This window comes from Aquimarina gracilis (assembly GCF_035285365.1).
Classification (GTDB): Bacteria; Bacteroidota; Bacteroidia; order Flavobacteriales; family Flavobacteriaceae; genus Aquimarina; species Aquimarina gracilis.
The window spans coordinates 37,739-60,121 of the sequence record NZ_JAYKLX010000004.1 but is presented as its reverse complement, the minus strand read 5'-3'; the positions used below and the strand labels follow the sequence as shown (position 1 = coordinate 60,121).

The window sequence follows — 22,383 nt, the reverse complement described above, 5'->3', positions numbered from 1 at the left end:
TCTTCCTGGCACTCATCAAAACAAAACAATGTTTTTTTAGATATCTTTGCACCTTATGAACACTATCGAAAGAAATCTTAGGGATATAAAAACCTCTATTCCAAAAGAAGTCACTCTTGTTGCTGTTTCCAAAACCAAACCCGTTTCAGAATTAATGCAAGCCTATGATGCCGGACAACGTGTCTTTGGTGAAAACAAAATACAGGAAATGACCCAGAAATGGGAAGAAATGCCAAAAGACATTAGTTGGCACATGATTGGACATGTACAAACTAATAAAGTAAAGTATATGGCTCCTTTTGTTGACCTTATTCATGCAGTAGATAGTATCAAACTGTTAAAAGAGATCGATAAACAGGCCAAAAAACATGATAGGATCATCAATTGTTTACTTCAGGTTAAAATAGCCAGAGAAGAAAGTAAATTTGGTTTAGATCAAGAAGAGGTAATTACCATACTTAACTCTGAAGAAATAAAAGAACTAGCGAACGTGCGTATTAGAGGACTCATGGGAATGGCGACTTTTACTAGCGATCAACAACAAATTAAAAAAGAATTTAATAGTATTGGTAATTTCTTCAAAGAATTGAAGCCAAAATACCCAGAGTTAGAGGTGCTATCGATCGGAATGAGTGGTGACTATAATACCGCTATTGATTGCGGTAGTACCATGGTTCGAATAGGAAGCTCTATATTTGGGGCTAGAAACTATAACTAATTCAATTACGACTTAAAAAACAGAAAACAAAAAATAAGTTTACTAACTATTAAAGGCCACTACCCTATAAACAATTATGTACGCAATTTTGGACATAGAAACTACCGGAGGAAAATATAATGAAGAAGGTATTACCGAAATTGCTATTTATAAATTTGACGGACATGAAGTAGTAGATCAATTTATTAGCCTTGTAAATCCAGAAAGGCCTATACAACCATTTGTTGCCAACCTTACCGGGATTAATAACGAAATGCTACGTAATGCCCCCAAGTTTTATGAAGTTGCTAAAAGAATTGTAGAAATAACTACAGATTGTGTAGTAGTTGCGCATAATGCCAGTTTCGATTACAGAATTTTACAAACTGAATTTTCCAGATTAGGTTTTGATTATGAAAGGCACTCTCTGTGTACTGTTGAATTATCCAAAAGACTCATTCCAGATCAACAATCCTACAGTTTAGGGAAATTAGTACGCGGTCTTGGTATTCCGCTATCCGATAGGCATCGAGCCAATGGAGATGCACAAGCAACGGTAAAGCTATTTAAACTTTTACTTGCTAAAGATTCTGAAAAAAATATAATCACGACCACCGTTCGCGCCGATCCCAAGCGTCAAATTGATGATAAGTTATTACGAATAATCAAAGAGGCTCCTACTGCTACTGGCGTTTACTATATGCACAGGGAAGATGGAAAAATAATCTATATTGGAAAAAGTAAAAATATTAAAAAACGCCTTAATCAACACTTTACCAACGATAATCGAAAATCACGCAGAATACAAATAGAAGTTACCAAAGTAACCTATGAAATTACTGGAAGTGAACTTTTAGCTCTTTTGAAAGAAAGTGAAGAAATTAAACGAAATAGACCAAAATATAATAGGGCCCTGAAAAGAGTCAAATTTGATCAAGCTCTATACCAGTTTATTGATGAAGATGGATTTATCAACCTTAAAGTGAGTAAGGCAGATAATCGCAAAAAGAGTATTACTACTTTCTCTAACGTACAACAAGCCAAAACCTATATGCATCGATGGACTGAAGAGTACAATCTATGTCAAAAATTAATGGGATTGGATTCTAGTAAAGGAAACTGTTTTAATTACACCATAAAACAATGCTTTGGTGCTTGTATTCTAATCGAGTCACCTGAAGAGTATAACTCTCGAGCACAACAGCTCATTAATAACAACTCTTTTGATAGTCAAGACATGATCATTATCGATCATGGCCGTGATGTTGATGAACAGAGTCTTATTTTGATTGAAGAGGGTAAATTTAAAGGGATTGGATACTTTAATCTTAACCATCAAATAAATAATATTGATATACTGCGATCAATAATTACCCCAATGCAACATAACCGGGATGCACAACATATCATCCAAAGCTATGTAAGAACCCATAAAAAATTAAAGATTATCAAATTAGAAAAGAATGATTAAAAACCTAATTGTTATAGGCCTATTACTAATTTCACCATTTACATCAGCACAAAAAACTTATAACAGTACTAACATGGTTGTAAGTCTTGCAGATTTACACAACAACAACTATGTAAAAGACAGTACCGCGAATGCAGTCTTCATTTATGAAAAAGGGCATAGCAGAATTGAAAATGGAAGAAATTACAATCTACTTACAGATTATGAAGCCAAAGTAAAAATATTCAATAAGCAAGGTTTTGACAAAGCTACGGTCAGAGTTTTTTTGTATAAAAACAGTAGAGATAAAGAATTATTTAGAAACCTAACTGCATTTACACATAATCTTGAAAATGGAAAGATTACAAAAGTAAAATTACAAGAACAGCATATCTATAAGGAAGAGTATGATGAAAACCACAATGTTGTAAATTTCACATTTCCAAATGTTAAACCTGGATCTGTGATTACCTACAAATATCAATTAGAATCTCCTTTTATTTATAAGTTTAATGGTTGGGAATTTCAGGACGATATTCCCAAGTTATATAGCGAATTTATAGCGGATATGCCCGGAAATTATTTGTATCATGCAAAGCTTATTGGACCCTTTAATCCCGAAAAACGTGAGGAAAAGCTTATAAAAAGATGTATTGAAGTTCCTGGCGGAGGACATTCTGATTGTTCTCACATAGTATATTTCATGAAGGATATCCCTGCATTTAAAGAGGAACAGTACATGACTGCCAAAAAAAATTATTTCTCAAGAATCGACTATGAATTAAAAGAATACAAAGGCTTCGATGGTACTACTAAAAAATATACTGAAACATGGAAAAATGTTGATTCAAAACTAGCAAAAGAACCAAACATTGGGCTTCAATTAAAAAAGCTTGGCATTACTAAAAATCTATTACCGGATTCTATACAAAGTATGCCCAATACTCTTCCAAAAGCTAAGAGTATCTACAAACACTTTACTTTTAATTATAAGTGGAATGGAAATTATGATATTTTTAAAGATGATGACCAAAGCAGAGTCAAAAAAGTAATTGAAGACAAAATCGGTAATGTTTCTGGCATAAATATACTGTTTCATAACACTTTAAAACAACAGGGCTTCAATGTAAAATCCGTATTACTTGCTACCAGAGAAAAAGGTTACGCGACAAAATTATATCCTGTTATTTCGGATTTTAATTATCTAATTGTACAACTTACCATAGATAACAAAACCTATTTTCTAGATGCCACAGAAAATACTTTACAATTTGGCGAGGTTCCTTTTAGATGTTTAAATCAATATGGTAGATTGTTAGATTTTGATAATGGAAGCTCATGGACAGATATTAGGCCTAGCCAACGTTCCTCTAGCTACTTTAGAGAGTCTCTTACATTTAATTCTGAACTATATTTAGAAGGTAAAGCCGATCATATTTTTTCAGGATATAATGCCTACTTCAAAAGAAAAAAACTTGACCAGATTGATATTGAAAAATATATTGACCAGATTGAAAAAATAAACCATGAAATAGAAGTTTCTAATGTTTCTTTGAGTAATATTGATAAGTTGGACAAACCCTACAAGGAAGAATTTAACTTCATAAGAAAAGTAGAAGAAATTGAAGGCGTTGTATACATCAAACCTTTTTTAAGACCTTTTTTTAAAGAAAACCCCTTTAAGCTAAATGAAAGGACTTATCCTGTAGATTTTGGTTACACAGACTCATATAACTACTATGTTTCTATTGAATTACCAGAGAATTACGAATTTAATGACCTTCCAAAAAGCTCGCGATATACAATCCCCAATGAACTAGGTGATGTAATAACAAGTTATGAAATTAATGGAAAAAAATTGGTTATAAGTCATAGAATTATCTTTGGGTCTTCGTACTACCCAACAGAGTATTATTCAGGTCTAAAAGAGTTTTTCGATTTAATTGTAGAAATTGAGAATAACACACTTATCACTGTTAAAAAAGTGTTTTAGTATTTTTAGTATTTTTAACAAAATCATTTCACTTGAGTAAAGATTCATATCATAAAACCTGGAAAGACCGATTACATGATATCATTTATGAGGCTGATACACCAATAGGTAAAGTTTTTGACGTTACTTTGCTTATTCTTATTGTATTGAGTATCATTTTTGTAATGCTCGAAAGCGTAAAAGGATTACCAAATGATATCTACAATATATTATATTATGGTGAGTGGGTCATTACGGTATTTTTTACTTTTGAATATATTGCGCGTATAATCGCTATAAAAAGACCTTCTCGTTATATATTTAGTTTTTATGGCATCATCGATCTTCTATCTACGCTCCCGTTGTATCTGTCATTTTTCCTTACAGGCACTAGTGCCTTGCTTGCCGTGAGAGCTCTCAGATTACTTAGAGTGTTTAGAATACTTAAAATTTCACGATATATTGGAGAATCCAATAGACTAGTACGAGCAATCAAAGATAGTGGAGCAAAAATACTTGTATTTTTATTTGCTGTATTAGTACTTTGCATTATTATGGGCACAGTGATGTATATGATAGAAGGAGAAGAGAATGGCTTTAAGAGTATTCCCATTAGCGTTTATTGGTGTATTGTAACTATGACCACTGTTGGTTATGGAGATATCGCCCCAACAACGCCTCTAGGACAGTTTATTGCTGCTCTAATAATGATAGTTGGTTATGGTATCATTGCGGTTCCCACCGGGATTGTATCTGCAGAGTATGCAGCAGATCGCAAATCAGGAAAAGTACATTTGAACACCCAAGTATGCTCAAATTGTAATGCTTCAGACCATAAAGATGGTGCCAAATTTTGTCACAAATGTGGAGAGGATTTACACAATGAATAATACCCTTATTGTAATTATAGGACCCACCGCCATTGGAAAAACCAGTTTAAGTATCTCTCTGGCAAAGCATTTTAATTGCGAAATTGTTTCTGCCGATAGCAGACAATTTTATAGTGAAATGAGTATCGGTACAGCGGCTCCCTCTGAAGAAGAATTATCACAGGTCCAACATCATTTCATTCAACATAAAACAATAAAAGACACTTATACGGTTGGAGATTTCGAAAAAGACGCTCTTGAGAAGCTCAATACACTATTTACAAAAGAGAAATATGCTATATTAGTGGGTGGCTCTGGACTATACATTGATGCAATAACCAAAGGACTTGATACATTCCCAAATGTAGATTCTAATATCAGAGAAAAGGTGCGTGAGGAATTTGAGAATTTTGGAATAGAACATTTGCAAGATCGTTTAAAAAAAATGGACCCAATACACTATCACAATGTTGACCTACAAAATACACATAGGGTAATGCGAGCTATAGAGGTATGCTTAAGTAGTGGTAAACCATATTCTTCTTTTCTTACGCGTTCCAAAAAAAACAGGCCTTTCGACATTATAAAAATTGGATTAACAACCGATAGACAAATAATCTATGATAGGATTAATCTGCGCGTCGAGGTAATGATGAAAGAAGGCTTGTTAAATGAAGTAAAAAGTCTATACCCATACAAATCACTAAACGCGTTAAATACGGTTGGTTATAAAGAAATCTTCAACTATTTAGAAGGCCATTGGGATCTGGATTTTGCTATCTCTGAAATTAAGAAAAATACAAGGCGTTTTGCAAAACGTCAGCTTACCTGGTTTAGAAAAGACTCAGAAATTAAGTGGTTTGATTACCAAGAAGACGCCAAAAACATTATAGATTATATCAATAAAAAAACGCTCTAAAAATTAGAGCGTTTTTTTATTAGTATAGTTACCGTTATTTTTTTTAGGCTTCTTCGTTTCTTACTACAAGTCTAAAGCCCTCTCCATGTATATTTAATATTTCGACATTCTCATCCTTCTTAAGGTATTTTCTTAATTTGGCGATATATACATCCATACTTCGGGAAGTAAAATAATTATCGTCCCTCCATATCTTGGTCAGTGCCAGTTCTCTTGGCATAAGATCATTAAGATGTAAAGCTAATAAACGAAGTAATTCATTTTCTTTGGGAGAAAGTTTAATAGGGTCTTCGTCTTTGAAAGTTAAAAAACGAAGTTTAGAATTAAGATGGAAACCTCCTATTTTAAATTCAAATTGCTTACTATCTGCAACAGATTCGGTACTCTTACGTTGCATTATAGCCTGTATTTTCATTAATAAGACTTCACTATCAAAAGGCTTATTAAGATAATCATCTGCTCCTACCTTGTACCCTTTTAAAACATCTTCTTTCATTGCTTTTGCAGTTAAAAAGATGATAGGGATTTCCTCATTTTTGTCCCTAATTTCTTTGGCTAGTGTAAAACCATCTTTATATGGCATCATCACATCTAGAATGCACATATCATAATCATCCTTTTTGAATTTTTCGAAGCCTTCCATACCATTTTTAGCATGCACAACATCATAATCATTCATTACCAGATAATCCTTTAACACTGTTCCAAAGTTTGGATCATCCTCTACAAGCAAAATCTTTTTGTTTTCTGTTTCCATATTTTATGATATTAACGGTAATTTAATAATAAATGTGGAGCCTTTTCCCCTTTCACTCTCCACCCATATTTGACCATGATGGTCATCTATAATTCTTTTGACATAAGTTAAACCAAGCCCATGACCTTTTACATTATGTAAATCTCCGGTATGTTCTCTAAAGAATTTTTCGAAGATCTTTTTTTGTGCCACTTTACTCATTCCTATTCCCTGATCACGAATCTTAAGTATGATACTATTTTTTATATTTTCTGTATAAATATCAATTTTTGGTTCATGTTCTGAATATTTAATTGCATTATCCAAAATATTAACTACCACATTGGTTAAATGACTATCATTCGCCAAAACTGTTGTTTTAAGAGCTCCCAAGTGTGTTTTAATGTACCCTTGTCTATTCTCGACAATTAAAGAAACATGAGTTACCGCATCTTCTATAATATCATGAAGCTCTTGTTTCTCTTTCTTGATATTAAGTTCATTTTTCTCTAACTGAGATATCCTTAGAACATTTTCGACCTGAGCATGCATTCTTTTGTTTTCTTCTCTAATCATACTCATATAGCGCTGCACTTTTTCTGGATCTCCACCAATTTTCGGATTCTTTATAGAATCCAGAGCCAGATTAATAGTCGCTATAGGAGTTTTCAGCTCATGCGTCATATTATTAATAAAATCGGTTTTAATTTGAGATATTTGTCTTTGCTGTAAAAGCTGAGACAATGCACTGGAGTAAGCAATCACAATAATCAAAGTGAAAATTATTGATAATATGGCCATACCTTTAATTGTAGAAAGCACATATCGCTTTTTTCCAGTAAAATTGACATACAATTGATATTCACTTGCTCCTTCATCATCTACAAAAAGTGGTATTGCGTATGTCGTAGGGTAATCCAAACTAAAATCATCAGAACGTACTTTTGTCGCCAACGAATTGCTATAAATTGCATATTCGAAATCAACTTTTATATCTCTTTCTTCGAGCTCTTTTTTTAAAAGATATTCTATCTCCTTTTTTTTAACTCTTCTGTGTATAGGAATAAAGCTTGCTATTTCTCCTATTACAATTTCATAATCCTTTCTTTGAAGATCAGTCAATCCTCGTATTCTTTCCAATTTGGATTTAGAACTTTGTCTGGCAATACCGCTTTGAGTATCCTGTGCAGTAATATCTACATTACGATTTAGAATATTCTTTAGTTTTACCGTATCAATATTAAAGTTCACAAAGGATGAAAACAATTTATAATCTTCATCCAGAATCCCATTGGCGTAAGCAAAAGATTTTGTAGTATTATCAATACTAATATCTAATAACTGACGAATAGTTCTATTATCTGGATCTTCTCCTATGCTATCTAGTATTTCCTGTAGCGGAAAAAACATCTCCTCAAATTCTCTATACTGAATTCCATTGGAAACAGATATCAATATTTGTTTAGCATTAAAAGAAAACTGTTCTTTATTATTTTCAACTGTGTTGTTAATCCAATATCCCTGAACGAAAATAATCCCAATTAATGATAAACTCATAAGGATTATCAGCAATACGAATAACCTTTTATTCATAAATCAAAAGTAAGACTTTAACATTTAGCTACTTTACGGTTTAACCAAATGTTAACAAAATGAAAGATTAGGATTACAAACGTTTTAGGATAATATTCTAGCGTGAATTTCACTTACCTGATTTTCAGTTTCTTCTAAATTTGTATTGTGTATTATAAAATCGGCCAATGGAATTTTTCTCGAATCTTCCCATTGATTATTTGTCCTAGATAGTACCTGTTCCCTGGTTATTGCGTCTCGTTTTAAGACTCTTTCTATTCTTATTTCCAATGGTGCAACTACAAGAATGGTATAATCGCAGTATTTATATCCATCATTTTCGAATAAAATAGCTGCTTCTTTCACCACGTATTCTCCAGTTTGTTTATTCTTCCATTCATTAAAATGACTAGCCACTGCCGGGTGGACAATAGCATTCAAGCCTTCAAGTTTTGATTTGTCTTTAAAAACAATTTCGGCAATATAATTTCTGTTTAAAATACCATCCTTATAAGAATCCTCTCCTAACAATTCAATGATTTGCCCCTGTACGCTGGCATCTGTATTCATTAATTTTTTTGCCTCATCATCCGCAATATAAACAGCAACCCCAAGCTTATCGAACATTTTAGCAACGGTAGATTTTCCGCTACCTATTCCTCCTGTAAGACCTACAACTTTCATCTATATTTCTATTTTAAAACAACAAATTGAACTTGCTTTTCCTGTAGACGCACGTCGTGGATAGCACTAGGTAGATTAACAAGTTCCAATGTCAAAAATGAACTCTCTTCAGAAGCTTTGGCATAATCGGCAACAACCATAAAATCTCTTTCACTGATTTCATTATACTTATCTAAGCCAACTCTATAAACTACGTTAATTTCCTTAGGGAAAATCTTGATCTCTACTCCTTCGGGCACATTATTAAGTGTTATAGGAATTTTTTGATTTCCTTCAGTAAATTTACTCACCAAAATATTTGCCCCCACCTTGGTTGGTACTACGGAAATACTTGAAGGCAATGTTGAAATGTCAATATTTAATTCTGAACTATGATCTTGATTAACCCCTTCGATAACAAGCGACTCTGTATTAATAACCTTAATGGTATCGATAACTTTTGAAGGACCGCTTACTACAATAGAATCTGGAGTAACCACCAACCCCTTATCACTTCCGTAACCGATAGCATACTTAATATCTTGTATTGGTACCACGGGAATTTTTTTCTCAAGATTTAAGTCTAATTTTAATCGCAAACTATCTTTTTGTATCGCAAGAATACGTCCTTTAAAATCAAGTTTATCTCTTAATATCTTGGAGTTTTTATCCACACGAAAATAGTATTGATCTTCTGCACTTGAAGCTGCATCTTCAACATTAAATTCCAACATTGGTTTTTTCCAATTGTGACTCATTAATCTGAAACCGTTACCATTAAGGGTCATTCTTAAACTTTGATCACTTTCCTCATTAAATATTTTATCTTGCGGAATATTTACATACCTAATTCCGATCTCTACTTCTTGGGTATAATTTTTTGAAAACTGAATTAACAACCACAAAACGGACGTAAACACCAGAAAAAACAAAAAGGTCTTTACATTATTTTTTTTGAATGAAAATTTTTTCTTCTTTCTACTTGACATACTAGGTTACTTTGAGAAAAACAATGCCTCAAATTGTTTTTCGGGGACTTTTTTACGTAGATGAATATAATAATAAGATTTTAGGAATCCTTTTCCATATCCATAAAATTGAATAAAAACTGCTAGAATAGACTGCATGCCTATAGAAAAATTTTTATAAGCAAAGGTGGCTCCGAAAAAAATGAGCATGAAGTATAACCCTAAAAGCGCCATGAAATACCAGAGTCCAAATAACGCAGTAATCATTGCAAAAACTAAGTACCCTAGAAAAAGTGCTGGAAACCAATAGGTAACCTTGGCTGTCTCTGGATGCCATAGATTTAAAATTGGTCGTACCAACCCAAATTTATTGACTTGTATATAGAATTTTTTCCATGAAATTCTTCTTTTGTGGAATACTTTAGCATCAGGGATCAAAGCTGTATCATACCCAAGTTTCCAAAGTCTAATGGTAAGATCCGGATCTTCTCCTGGATGGATATTCCCAAACCCTCCAGAAGCTTCAAAAGCTTCTTTTGACAATCCCATATTAAAGCTACGGGGCTGAAACTTACCCATCGTATTTTTACGACCTCTGATCCCTCCTGTAGTAAGATATGATGTCATACTATAACTTATAGCTTTTTGAAGGTTTGAAAAGCTCTTATGTGCGTCGTCGGGCCCACCATAACAGTGTACAAACTGTTTTGTTAAAGACGAATCGACCTTTTCTAAATAATCTAGTGGTAGTATTACATCACTATCCAAAATAATGAAGTAATCTCCTTTTGCCTTGCGCATACCATAATTACGAGAATCCCCAGGCCCAGTATTAGGTTTTTTATAATAACTAATTGATAATTTATCTTTAAACCCTTCTATCACCTGCTCTGATGTTTCAGTTGATCCATCTTCTATGATAACAATTTCATAATCTCTTGAATATTTTACAGCCAACATACTTTGCAGCAGTTCATCAATTTCGTTAGGTCTATTATATACTGGTACAATAAAAGAAAAGTGTGGTTTCATGTCGCAAAAATAAAAAAGAAAAATCCCATTTCTATTCAAGAATGGGATTCTTCAGTTTATACTATCTAATCGTTTTAAACGATTTTATTCTTCGTCTACAAATTTATCCATAACCAATTGGCTTACTCCCATATTAGAAAAACCTCCGTCATGATATAAATTTTGTAATGTTACTTTTTTGGTAAGATCCGAGAACAGTGTCACGGTGTAATCAGCACATTCGTCTGCAGTTGCATTACCCAACGGAGACATTTTATCGGCATACTCAATAAATCCATCAAAACCTTTCACTCCTTTTCCGGCTGTAGTAGGTGTAGGGGATTGAGAAATCGTATTCACACGTACTTTTTTATCTCTTCCAAAGAAATATCCAAAACTACGCCCGATAGACTCTAGATAAGCTTTATTATCTGCCATATCATTATAATCAGGAAACACGCGCTGTGCTGCCATATAGGTCAAAGCAACAATACTTCCCCATTCATTCATTGCATCTTTCTTATACAATGTTTGCATGGTTTTATGAAAAGAAAGTGCCGATACATCCCAGCCTTTTTCACTATAATTATAATTAAGATCGGTATAGTGACGCCCTTTTCTAACATTTACAGACATACCTATGGAGTGTAAAACAAAATCTATTTTACCTCCTAAAATTTCCATTGATTTCTCTACAAGGTTTTCCAAATCTTCTACCGATGTGGCGTCTGCAGGTATAACCTGGGAATTTGTCTTTTCTGCCAAAGTATTAATAGCCCCCATTCTCATGGCAACAGGAGCATTGGTAAGTACAAAACTTCCTCCTTCTTCAAATACACGCTCGGCAGTTTTCCAGGCGATAGAACTTTCGTCTAACGCTCCAAAAATAATCCCTCTTTTACCTTTTAATAAATTGTGTGACATTTAGTTATAAATTAAAGTATAGTTATACGAGCGGTAAAGATAACAAAACAGCTTAAACCAGAGTTAAACAAAATGAATTTTAGTCCGAAATAAAGAAAATCAAAACTTAGTATTTTATTTGAAAAGTTGAAAAATTACTTCTAGTTTTTATGATCATTATTCATTGGATATGCTTTTTGATAACCAACTTAAAGAAAATGCAGCGGCCGACGCTATAAAAACTGAATAATCAAAAACCCCCTTAACCCCAGTATTTATAATCATTGCAGCAGCAAACATAAGCAACAAAACACCACTTGCTTTTGCAGCTAAAGCCTTTTTATATCCTATAAGCAAACATAATGAGAAAATTACCTCGGTCACAGTCGCTAAAATAGCAATAAAAGGTATTAATACTGAAGGGAACCAAGGATTAAGTACCCCCGTGTAATTCACAAAATTTTCCCAATTCCCCCATGCCGATACGCTTTCCGGCCAAAATCCAAATCGATCCAGTACTGCAGACAGAAAACCTAATGCTATTGAAAATCTCAAAAAATAATCTAACAAAACTATATCGGGAATTTCATACTTACTTAGCAACTTCATAATACCCTGCTTTAAAACCGAACACTTTCATCAATCTGTTCCATGTGTTAATTTGAGTAATCGTTAAACTCAAATACGATATTTCTGTTTTACTGAAGTGCTTTTCGAGTCGCTCAAAAATAGAGTCACGCAAAGATCGATGATCAATCATGGTTAACGCTTCGGCAAACGACAACGCTGCCTTTTCTTTATCAGTAAAAAAATCTGTTTCTTCCCAAGCAGATAAAAGGGATAATTTCACATCATTTTCTCCATGATGCTTAAGCTCTTTATGATGCATGTCCAGGCAATATGCACATCCATTTAATTGTGAAACTCTTAGTTTTATTAATTCAAGAAGATTAAAATCAAGTGGAGAGTTTTTTAAATACTCCTCGATCTCTCTTAAAGAGTCAAACATTCCTTTAGGCAATTCATTATAGGTAATTCGTTCCATACTATTTTATTTATATGAGTCAAAATTACCTGGGTGTAGTTTGAAAAAAAATAAGATATCTTAAGAAAAGTAGGTCATGGAGTTTTTCTTAAAAAACTTAAATATTCTGGAGTAATACCGAGGTATGAAGCAAGCATATACTGAGGTATTCGTTGTACAAATTCAGGATTTGCATCAATAAAACCTTTAAAAATTTCTTCGCCCGACATACTATACATAAACTCAATTCTTCGTTGTGTTGCTATATAGGTTCGCTCCATAATGATTCGGAAAAACCGCTCCATTTTGGGTATTTTTCGATACAATTCTTGAAGCGATACCTCTTTTAACTCTAGTACTTGTGTCTTTTCTACTGCCTCGATAATTAAATGTGATGGTATCTTATTGAGTAAGCTATCATAATTTGTTAACCACCAGTTCTCTATCCCGAAATGCATAATTTGTTCATGTCCTTTTTGATCGATATAATACAATCGTAAACAACCCGAGGTAATAAAATATCTGGCACGACAAATATCCCCACTTCGTAACAATTGTTCCCTTTTCTTAAGATTTAAAGTAGACAAATAGGAACTAAATACTAGAAATTCTGAATCTGAAATATCTATATACCTTCTAATATATTGCAGTAGATTATCATCCATAATTATGGCGTTATCTAAGGGTTACAATTAAAAAATCCAAATTTTGAAGCGTACATCAATTCAACCTTGTAGCAAAGACTTTGCATGAGTTAATGCAGAGTCTGAGATATCTTTACCCCCTATCATTTCGGCAATTTCCCTAACGCGTTCTTCTTCATTAAGAAGCCTAAGCTGGGTAACCGTTGTATTATTTATATCTTGTTTATACACCTTGTAGTGACTTTGACCATTGGCAGCAATTTGTGGCAAGTGTGTAATGCTAAAAACCTGAAGGTTTTTACTCATTCTCATCATCAAATCTGCCATTTTATGAGCTACTTCTCCAGACACTCCCGTATCTATTTCATCAAAGATTATAGTTGGAAGCTGTTCATATCTAGATAAAATAGCCTTTATTGCAATCATAATTCTTGATAACTCACCTCCAGATGCAACTTTTTTAAGTTCTCCGTATGCTCCCCCTTTATTGGCCGAAAACAAGAATTCTAGCTTTTCTTTTCCGTTAGATAAATATTTTTCTTCTAAGGTGACTGAAGTTTTAAAATTGGCATTAGGCATCCCTAGAGCCTTAAGGATATTTTCAAGTTCAGCAACCAGTTTTGGCAAGGCTTTCTTTCTCTTTTCATGAATCCTTTTTGCCACTTCGTCTAATTGAGATTGAATAGTACTGATCTCCTGTTTCAGCTTTTCAATATCATCAGATAAAGATTCGGTTTTTGAGACTTTTTCCTGAAGCTCATCTCTTAATTGAATAAGTTCTTCGATTCCTGAAGCACTATGCTTTACCTGAAGGTTATGCAATAGTTGTAATCTCTGGCTAACCTCTTCTAGTTGTTGAGGGTCTGCTTCGAGCTTATCCAGTTCATCAACCAAAGCAGTCTGAATATCGTCAAGCTCTATATAAATGCTCTCAACTCTTTCTGAAAGATCCTTTAAAACTTTGGAATATGATTCTATTTTGGAAAGGTTATTCTTTACAGTGTTTAACTGATCAGAGGTTCCTATTTCTTCTCCAGAAATTATAGAAACCGAACCTGACAACCGTTCTTGGATCTCCTCAATATTATTGAGTTTCTCATAACGTTCTTCCAGCTCACTTAATTCGTCTTTCTTAAGTTTAGCTTCTTCCAGTTCTTTAAACAGAAAAGAATTATAATCATATTCTTTGGTAAAACTTTCTTGGTTTTCTATAAGAGTATTTACTTCTTTTTCTTTTGTTTTCAGAAGTTTTAATCCTCTTTTGTATGATTCAATTTCGTGATCAGCATCGGCCAACGCATCCAAAACTTCAAACTGAAAATCATTTGAAGTAACCTCCAATGTTTGATGCTGGCTATGAATATCAATTAGTTTCACTCCCAAACTCGCAAGAGACTGAAGCGTAACGGGAGTATCATTAATAAATGCCCTAGATTTACCAGAAGGCAGAATTTCTCTTCTAATGATTGTTTCATCATCATAATCCAGTTCTTCCTCTTCAAAAAAAGAACCAAGATCATATGCTTTAATGCTAAAACTTCCTTCGATAACACATTTTTGTGAACTATCTTTAACACTACTTAAATCTGCTCTTTTACCTAGCAACAACCCCAAAGCTCCTAGTAATAGGGATTTTCCTGCACCAGTTTCTCCTGTAATGGTAATTAAACCAGTATCAAAAGTTACCTGCAGTTGTTCTATTAATGCAAAGTTTTTTATAGAAAGACCTCTAAGCAAAGGACCGAAAAGTTTTATTGTTTATTAGGAAGTAAATATACTATATAGTTTTAAAAAGATTTTATCTGTTCATATCATTTTTTAAAACTTAATATCTTTCCAATTATCTGTATATGTTGGAGCAATTTTGTTAAGGATCTGAACTGTTTCAGCAATGTTTACTGAGGGACCGCCTGAAAGAATACTAGAAATCTCGCTAGCTTTAGCGTCAAAAAACACTCGCATTATATATGAATTAGGTCGTACATTATGCATTTTTTCAAGAGATTCCATAGACTGAGTAATTGTCTGTTTCCCTTTTTTTACATTATTATACATAACGTCTAAACCCTGTCTGTGATAGGTATACATTGCAGATCTATAACCATCAAATGTTCCTGAAAGTAAATCATCGTTTAATCTAAACCTAGATTGATTTCCATCTTGCGCATTCCACCCAAGAGCACCACTACTTTGTGCGTTACCTACTAAATTTTTAGCCTCTTCATAATATTCTGTTCCTCCATTTAATTCGAAAGTATCTGCATCAACCCCAAGAATCATATACAAATAAAACGACACCACCGAGATAAGATTCGACTCAAAATTATTTGGATTATAATTTAATGGTTGAAATTCGAGATAGGTAAAATTGAATTGTCTATCATTTACATTAAAAATTGATGTCGAATAATTGGACCCATATATTGGTCGGGATGCTTGCACTTGCAACGTTGCATTAAACGCATCATTATCATACCCTGTAATCGTAACAAAAAAACTGCAATCGATACGTTCTTCTGTTCGATAATCTTTGGATGTCCATTTGGTATTATTAATAAACTCTGCTAGTGATCGCTCAAGTGTTGTAAACACTTGTAGATTAGGGTTTCCTGTTTGCTCTGCATTTACCACAACTTTGGCATTAAATTCTTGTGCAGATGCATTAACGCCTAATATAAGCACTAAAAGTAATATGAGTTTATTCATTTTTAAGCAGATTAATTTCGTTGAATATATCTTTGGCCACTTCTGCCTTTGTTTTTAAATCAAACGCTTTAGTTTCTAATTTATGATTAATCAAAGTCACTTTATTCGTCTGCCCCTTGAAGCCGGCCCCTTTGTCATTAAGAGAATTAAGAACAATTAAATCTAGATTTTTACCTTTCAATTTTTTCTTGGCATTCTCTTCTTCATCTTGTGTTTCTAAAGCAAAGCCAACCAAAAATTGATCTTTCTTCTCACTACCCATCCATTTAAGAATATCTTGGGTACGTTCTAGTTCTATAGAAAAGTCTGAATCTGCTTTTTTGATTTTTTGATCAGAAACATATTTTGGTCTATAATCTGCAACTGCTGCAGAAGCTATAGCAATATCGCATTCTTTATAATTTGAAACAACAGCTTGATACATATCTTTGGCGCTTACCACATTGATAACTTCTATTTGACTGTGACTTACGCTTAATGAAGACGGCCCTAACACAAGCTGCACATTTGCTCCAAGATTTGCAGCGGCTTTGGCTAGTTCAATCCCCATTCTACCACTAGAGTGGTTTCCAATAAATCTTACTGGATCAATTGCTTCAAAAGTAGGCCCGGCAGTAATTAGTACTGTTTTGCCTTTTAGTGGAAGTTTTCCAAGAATATCGTTTTCTATAAAGTCAATAATATTTTCTGGCTCTGCCATTCTTCCTTTCCCTACCAACCCACTTGCAAGCTCCCCAGACTCTGCAGGAATCATAATATTACCAAACTCTTGTAGTGTTTGAAAAGTATTATGAGAAGATGGATGATTGTACATATCAAGATCCATCGCAGGAGCAAAATACACAGGGCATTTTGCAGATAAATATGTTGCAAGCAATAAGTTATCACTAGCCCCAGATGACATTTTCGATAAGGTATTGGCTGTGGCCGGAGCAATAATCATTAAGTCGGCCCACAGTCCCAAATCCACATGGTTATTCCAAACTGCATTTTCATCTTCTTCATCAAAAAAAGAGGAAAGCACCGGATTTTTTGACAATGTGGATAATGTAAGTGGTGTAACAAAATCTTTTGCTGCCGGGGTCATTACTACTTTTACCTCTGCACCGGCTTTAATAAAAAGCCTAACTAAGGCGGCAGTTTTATATGCAGCAATACCAGCGGTGACACCGATTAAAACCTTTTTACCGCTTAATATAGACATAGATTTATAGAGATTCTGTGTCTGTTTTTGTGTTTCTATGATAGATTTTATCTTCTAACCATTCTTGAACAGCTAAAGCATGTGGCTTAGGTAATCTTTCGTAAAATTTGGAAACTTCAATCTGCTCTTTGTTTTCAAAAATTTCTTCTAAACTATCATTATAAGTAGCAAACTCATCAAGCTTTTCAAGAAGTTCTTTCTTGATGTCTGTATTAATTTGAGTGGCTCTTTTTGATATAATTGAAATTGCTTCGTAGATATTATCTGTAGGTTGATCAACAAGGTTTTTGTCGATAGTCGTTGTGTTTACAGGTGCATTGCTTTTTTTCAAATCCATCTTCTACTTTTTTTCTTATTTATATTGTTCTAGTCTTGCCTTTATATCGGTTCCTATTTCGTCTGCTTTCTCTATAAGTTCGCCTTCGGTTTTGTAATACTTCTTATAGTTGTTATAATACTGCTGTGCTGTCTCTAAACGCCCTTTTACAAGTCTTTCATAACTACCAATTGCCAAAAGATACTCAGATTCAAGCTTATAATATAATACCTTCTCTCTAAAAACCGAACCTGGATAATCTACCAGATAATTATCGAATGCTGCTATTGCGACTTTATAATCTTCCCTATGATGATATTGCTTTGCTATTTCATAGGCTTTTTGTTCCTTTTTCTCCCTTAGTTCTGCTACAAGTTGGTTGGCTTCTTTGGTCTTTTCACTTTCAGGATAAACGTTTATAAACTCCTGAAGCTTTTCTATTGCTTTTGTTGTTTCTTCCTGATCCAATGTATACCTTGGTGATAAGAAATAATAACTTTTGGCTCCTTTGTATGATGCCTCCTCTTTTTTATCACTTTTAGGATAAGACTTAGCAAATCTTTCAAATTGATAACCAGACAAATAATAATCCTCGAGCTGATAATATGTATCAGCATAATAATACATTATTCTTTCAGCCTGCGGCTTTCCTCTATACTGAGGGACAATTTGCTCAAAAAGAACTAATGCTTTTTTATACTTCCCTTCTTTATACAAAGCTTCGGCAGCTTTATATTTGGCACCAACATCCTCACCCTTTAAGACTTTTTGGTATTCACTACAAGACCCCAAGAGTAATAAAAAAACAAGTAAATAGAATAATCTCTTCATATATAAAAAAACATCTGGCAAAAATATATATTTCTAACGTATTACAAAAACTTTAGTTCATCAATTAATAACCGAATATTTCTCTCTATGTTGCAGGATCCGAAGGTTTAAATACCATTTTCAGGATTTAAAAGTTGAATCACCTGGCGTGGTAGAGGTCTGATTAAGTTTGTTATGATCAAGAATCGTATATCCGTCTTCGTCATAATAAAATGCCGGGACAAACTTATGATCAAACTTTAAATTTTTTAAAACATAGGAGTGCACCTGATGTACTTCTTGAGCAAAAGACTCATCATAATAACTTGCCAACAGCAAGATCTCACCATTAAGCTTTGACAACTCTTCTTTTCGAAACTCTTTCAAAGGACTTGAATCGTTTATAGGATGTACTATGGTCCAAGTTGTTGGAAGGTAGGTTATAGAACTTCTTTCCAATTTTAAGTTATAGAAGCTATTCGTATATTTTCCTGTTTTGTCTTTTTGAGATATCGCCAAGGTAACCTCTATTCTAGGTCTTATCATCACATTAACACTTCTACTCATAAGCCTAAACATAATACAATCTTCATCATTATGTTTTCTTAAAATAATACTATCACTAAACTGAATATTTGCCCGAGGCCTAGAGAATCTTCCATACAACAACCCTGTAATAAATGAAAAGCACAACAACCCTATCAAAGCTTCAAAAGAAGATATCACACCAAAAAGAAGTCCTTTTGGCGCCATAGCTCCATACCCTACTGTGGTAATAGTTTGTGCCGAAAAAAAGAACGCATTTAAAAAGTCTTTAAAAATATTCCCTGTAGGTTCAACAATATGAGAGATTCCCAACATTGTATAAACAATCGCAAATAAGGTATTGATTAGAGTATATCCCAATATCACCCACAAGAAAAACCTTGTCCAACTTATATTTATGAGATACTCATAACTCTCTGACAAGGAACTTGGTCTATTAATATGCTTAATATTAAAAGACCCATCATGATTAATAAAACGTTTAGCACGCTTATTCGAGCTTCTCCCGATCCCTGGATCTTTTATTTTTTTAGCCATGGCCAGTAAAAATTAGAAAGCCTCTATGTAGTTTTTTATTTTCCTTTCCAAATCCCCAGAAACCGAAACCAGGGGTGAACGAAGATAATCTTCACAAACTCCTTTTGTTTTTAAAATATTCTTTATACCGGCTGGGTTACCCTCTTCAAAAGCATACTCTAGTACCGGTAGAAGTTTATACAATATCGAAAATGCTTTCTCGGTTTCTCCTTTTAAGCCTAATCGTATCATCTTTGAAAATTCCTGAGGAAAACCTTGACCAATAACGCTAATAACACCATCTCCTCCTGCGGCAACAGCAGGTAATGCCAAGGCATCGTCTCCAGATATAACTAGAAAATCCTTTGGCTTATCTTTAATAATTTTAAGTACTTGAGTAAAATCTCCTACAGCTTCTTTAATACCTATAATATTATTAAGTTGTGCCAGACGTAAAGTAGTTTCTGCAGTCATGTTTGTACCTGTTCTTGATGGAACATTATATAACAACACAGGTATTGGGACTACATCATTTATTTGCTGATAATGATAAAAAATTCCCTCCTGAGTTGGTTTATTGTACATAGGAACTACCGAAAGTATCGCATCAAAATACGATAAATCTGTCTCTTTAATCTCTTGCAGGATTGCATTCGTATTATTTCCTCCAATACCAATCACCAAAGGAAGTCTACTATTATTTGTTTTTACTATATGATTAACTAATGTATGCTTTTCTTCTTTTGATAAAGTAACCGACTCGGCAGTTGTCCCCAAAACCACCAAATAATCAACACCTCCTTTGATACAATATTCGACCAAGGATGTAACTCCTGGATAATCAATCGAACCATCTTTATTAAAAGGAGTAGCCAATGCTACACCCGTTCCTCTAAGAAAACCACTCATTTTATATAACCTGTAAAATTTTTAAATACTTTTTAAGTTCTTTTATAAAGAGATTAGGATTATTTACAGTCGCTCCTATGATTAAATCATTAATACGATTATCTACATTGGCAAAACCAACTTTTAACTTGGCATTTGAAGCAGCTGCCACATAATTTAATTCTATTTTATCTTCCCCATAAAAACTTATTAAAACATCATAATCCTTTCCTACAAACTCCTGTAACGATCGACTTTTAATGGCTCCATTCACTCCAAAGCTCTTGTCATTGTAGTATGCCGCATCTTTATCGTCTTCTACTTCTTTATCTTCTTTGTACCCCATTATTTTCAAATTGTTGGGTGATACACCTAACTCATTAGCCAACTTAACCAATGATAAAATATTGACAGAATAAGAAGCATCAATAAGAACTGCAAGAGTTTTAAGATTAGAGATATGCTGTGAAGAAGCATTTCTTTTATCAAGACTAGCTTCAATACTTTTCTTTATGGCATTTCTCTTAAGACCCTTTAAAATCATTTACAAAAAGATTACGAAGCCACAAATGTAGCCATTTTACATTTTAAAATCACCTCTACAACTTCAAGAAAAACAAAAACGCTGAAAATCAGCATAACATATCTACAACTCTCAAATTTTAGAAATATTTTTCATTTAAAAAATCATTATTCACAGGTTTTGCTTCTATAAAAAACCTTGTAAAAAAATACACGCCTATTCCTTCTGCTATATTAATAAGAACAGTAAATATCTTATTGTAATAATACAATTCATTCAACCCTAAAAGCCCATTTATGAATAATGCGCAACATGCAGCTATGAAAAGAAAAATAACTTTCTCATATCTATTGGCCAAATAGATAAAAAAGCTCGTCACAACAAATAAAATCATACTAGCAACCACTATGACAACCACCACAACAGAATCTTTAATTTGCGGTAAAGCCAATTCTGAAATAGCAAACATCAAATATACAATGAGCATTATACTTATTAATCTTGGTGGTGACGTGAACTTACTTAATCTAATATCTTTCCTGGAAATAAACTTTCTGGACAGAAGTACACACAGAATGTAATGCGTTATTATAAACAACGCTATAAAATTATAGTATTCAACAAAATCAATAGAAACAAAAATATTGGCTCCTGCTAATGCTAGCATACAAATTGGAAACATAACATTTATCTCTTTGACTGATTTGACATATGATAAAATTAAAGATATAGGAATCAGTGGTTTGAAATACATTAACACTTCTTTATCCCAAAAGGCAGCCACAAATACAACTATCAAAAAAGAAACATAAAAAGGTAAATATGTAATATTTGTTTGCCTCAAGCCTGTTACAAGAATTGTTTTGTTTAGGTAAATTAACATAATTCTTCCTAAAAAAACAGACCTAATCTCAAAAAAAGCTATCTTCTTTTAAGGTTGAATTCTTGGGTTCTGTTTCTATAAAAAAGCTTGCAAAAAAATAGAGCCCAAATACTTCTGCAATATTAACAAGTACAGTAAAAACCCTATTATAATAATACAATTCGTTGATTGCCAATAGTGCATCTACAAATATTGTACAGCTTGCTGCGATAAATAAATAGAGTGTTTTTTCATACCTATCAGACACATAGATAATAAAACTAAATGCTGAAAAAGCGAGCATACTGATAACAATAAAAACTACATATTCTATAGAGTTATCGACTCTGGGTAAAGTTAATTGAACGATAGAATACAAAACATAAAATACCAAAACAACACCAATAATCATTGGAGAAGACATTAGTTTTTTCACTTTCAGATCCTCTTTGGAAATAAACTTTCTCAATAGTAAAATACAGAAAACATAGAAGACTGTGATTAGAACAGCTATAATCTCAAAATGTTTTAAAAAATCGATATAGGTAAAGATATCTATCGTAATAATTATAATCATACTTGAG

General features: G+C 33.3%; 24 protein-coding genes. 5 read left to right on the top strand and 19 right to left on the bottom strand.

The genetic code is table 11. The features are described 5' to 3' along the window. Nucleotides 1-55: 55 nt before the first annotated feature. The 5 genes from U6A24_RS08880 to miaA all read left to right on the top strand — a co-directional run bounded on the left by U6A24_RS08880 (nt 56) and on the right by miaA (nt 5,907). On the top strand, nt 56-718 hold the full coding sequence (locus U6A24_RS08880) for a YggS family pyridoxal phosphate-dependent enzyme (protein ID WP_324179604.1): 663 nt from the start codon (nt 56-58) through the stop codon (nt 716-718). Nucleotides 719-794: 76 nt separating this feature from the next. Continuing rightward, nucleotides 795-2,168, top strand: a complete 1,374-nt coding sequence (locus U6A24_RS08875; RefSeq protein WP_324179603.1) for an exonuclease domain-containing protein — start codon at nt 795-797, stop codon at nt 2,166-2,168. Beyond that, on the top strand, nt 2,161-4,140 hold the full coding sequence (locus U6A24_RS08870) for a DUF3857 domain-containing protein (protein WP_324179602.1): 1,980 nt from the start codon (nt 2,161-2,163) through the stop codon (nt 4,138-4,140). Before U6A24_RS08875 ends, U6A24_RS08870 begins: the two co-directional genes overlap by 8 nt. A gap of 32 nt (nt 4,141-4,172) precedes the next feature. Continuing rightward, a complete protein-coding gene (locus U6A24_RS08865; protein ID WP_324179601.1) occupies nt 4,173-5,009 on the top strand; it encodes an ion transporter in 837 nt (278 codons plus the stop codon). After that, entirely contained in the window at nt 5,002-5,907 is a 906-nt protein-coding gene (gene miaA, locus U6A24_RS08860; RefSeq protein WP_324179600.1) for a tRNA (adenosine(37)-N6)-dimethylallyltransferase MiaA, read from the top strand. Before U6A24_RS08865 ends, miaA begins: the two co-directional genes overlap by 8 nt. 43 nt (nt 5,908-5,950) lie before the next feature. On the opposite strand, the gene U6A24_RS08855 is transcribed toward miaA, so the two are convergent. The 19 genes from U6A24_RS08855 to U6A24_RS08765 all read right to left on the bottom strand — a co-directional run bounded on the left by U6A24_RS08855 (nt 5,951) and on the right by U6A24_RS08765 (nt 22,235). Next, nucleotides 5,951-6,664, bottom strand: a complete 714-nt coding sequence (locus U6A24_RS08855) for a response regulator transcription factor (RefSeq protein ID WP_324179599.1) — start codon at nt 6,662-6,664, stop codon at nt 5,951-5,953. A gap of 3 nt (nt 6,665-6,667) precedes the next feature. Then, nucleotides 6,668-8,236, bottom strand: coding sequence for a sensor histidine kinase (locus U6A24_RS08850; protein WP_407654019.1), 1,569 nt, complete (start codon nt 8,234-8,236; stop codon nt 6,668-6,670). Nucleotides 8,237-8,320: 84 nt separating this feature from the next. Continuing rightward, nucleotides 8,321-8,899 (bottom strand): dephospho-CoA kinase, encoded by a 579-nt coding sequence (gene coaE / locus U6A24_RS08845; RefSeq protein ID WP_324179597.1) that lies wholly within the window; start codon nt 8,897-8,899, stop codon nt 8,321-8,323. 8 nt (nt 8,900-8,907) lie between these two features. After that, nucleotides 8,908-9,867, bottom strand: coding sequence for a YbbR-like domain-containing protein (locus tag U6A24_RS08840; RefSeq protein WP_324179596.1), 960 nt, complete (start codon nt 9,865-9,867; stop codon nt 8,908-8,910). A 6-nt stretch (nt 9,868-9,873) separates the two neighbouring features. Continuing rightward, nucleotides 9,874-10,878 (bottom strand): glycosyltransferase, encoded by a 1,005-nt coding sequence (locus U6A24_RS08835; protein ID WP_324179595.1) that lies wholly within the window; start codon nt 10,876-10,878, stop codon nt 9,874-9,876. An 84-nt stretch (nt 10,879-10,962) separates the two neighbouring features. Beyond that, a complete protein-coding gene (locus tag U6A24_RS08830; protein ID WP_324179594.1) occupies nt 10,963-11,781 on the bottom strand; it encodes an enoyl-ACP reductase FabI in 819 nt (272 codons plus the stop codon). A 156-nt stretch (nt 11,782-11,937) separates the two neighbouring features. Further along, complete coding sequence (locus U6A24_RS08825; RefSeq protein WP_324179593.1) at nt 11,938-12,369, bottom strand: DoxX family protein; 432 nt, start codon at nt 12,367-12,369, stop codon at nt 11,938-11,940. Continuing rightward, nucleotides 12,353-12,805, bottom strand: a complete 453-nt coding sequence (locus U6A24_RS08820) for a carboxymuconolactone decarboxylase family protein (RefSeq protein ID WP_324179592.1) — start codon at nt 12,803-12,805, stop codon at nt 12,353-12,355. Before U6A24_RS08820 ends, U6A24_RS08825 begins: the two co-directional genes overlap by 17 nt. 74 nt (nt 12,806-12,879) lie before the next feature. Then, the gene (locus U6A24_RS08815; RefSeq protein ID WP_324179591.1) at nt 12,880-13,449 is read right to left on the bottom strand and encodes a Crp/Fnr family transcriptional regulator; all 570 of its coding nucleotides are present in this window, start codon (nt 13,447-13,449) and stop codon (nt 12,880-12,882) included. A 60-nt stretch (nt 13,450-13,509) separates the two neighbouring features. Next, nucleotides 13,510-15,165: a DNA repair protein RecN gene (recN, locus tag U6A24_RS08810; RefSeq protein ID WP_324179590.1), complete on the bottom strand. Its 1,656-nt coding sequence runs from the start codon at nt 15,163-15,165 to the stop codon at nt 13,510-13,512. An 81-nt stretch (nt 15,166-15,246) separates the two neighbouring features. Beyond that, nucleotides 15,247-16,134: a type IX secretion system protein PorD gene (porD, locus tag U6A24_RS08805; protein ID WP_324179589.1), complete on the bottom strand. Its 888-nt coding sequence runs from the start codon at nt 16,132-16,134 to the stop codon at nt 15,247-15,249. Then, nucleotides 16,127-17,338 (bottom strand): bifunctional phosphopantothenoylcysteine decarboxylase/phosphopantothenate--cysteine ligase CoaBC, encoded by a 1,212-nt coding sequence (gene coaBC, locus U6A24_RS08800; protein ID WP_324179588.1) that lies wholly within the window; start codon nt 17,336-17,338, stop codon nt 16,127-16,129. Before coaBC ends, porD begins: the two co-directional genes overlap by 8 nt. Nucleotides 17,339-17,342: 4 nt before the next feature. Then, nucleotides 17,343-17,675: a DNA-directed RNA polymerase subunit omega gene (locus tag U6A24_RS08795; RefSeq protein WP_324179587.1), complete on the bottom strand. Its 333-nt coding sequence runs from the start codon at nt 17,673-17,675 to the stop codon at nt 17,343-17,345. A gap of 15 nt (nt 17,676-17,690) precedes the next feature. After that, nucleotides 17,691-18,485 (bottom strand): outer membrane protein assembly factor BamD, encoded by a 795-nt coding sequence (locus tag U6A24_RS08790; RefSeq protein ID WP_324179586.1) that lies wholly within the window; start codon nt 18,483-18,485, stop codon nt 17,691-17,693. A gap of 120 nt (nt 18,486-18,605) precedes the next feature. Beyond that, on the bottom strand, nt 18,606-19,547 hold the full coding sequence (locus U6A24_RS08785; protein ID WP_324179585.1) for an ion channel: 942 nt from the start codon (nt 19,545-19,547) through the stop codon (nt 18,606-18,608). 12 nt (nt 19,548-19,559) lie between these two features. After that, entirely contained in the window at nt 19,560-20,435 is an 876-nt protein-coding gene (gene dapA / locus U6A24_RS08780) for a 4-hydroxy-tetrahydrodipicolinate synthase (RefSeq protein WP_324179584.1), read from the bottom strand. Between the two features lies 1 nt (nt 20,436). Next, entirely contained in the window at nt 20,437-20,958 is a 522-nt protein-coding gene (locus tag U6A24_RS08775) for a DUF6913 domain-containing protein (protein WP_324179583.1), read from the bottom strand. A 118-nt stretch (nt 20,959-21,076) separates the two neighbouring features. Further along, the gene (locus U6A24_RS08770; RefSeq protein ID WP_324179582.1) at nt 21,077-21,619 is read right to left on the bottom strand and encodes a hypothetical protein; all 543 of its coding nucleotides are present in this window, start codon (nt 21,617-21,619) and stop codon (nt 21,077-21,079) included. Nucleotides 21,620-21,848: 229 nt separating this feature from the next. Next, entirely contained in the window at nt 21,849-22,235 is a 387-nt protein-coding gene (locus U6A24_RS08765; RefSeq protein WP_324179581.1) for a hypothetical protein, read from the bottom strand. Nucleotides 22,236-22,383 lie beyond the last annotated feature (148 nt).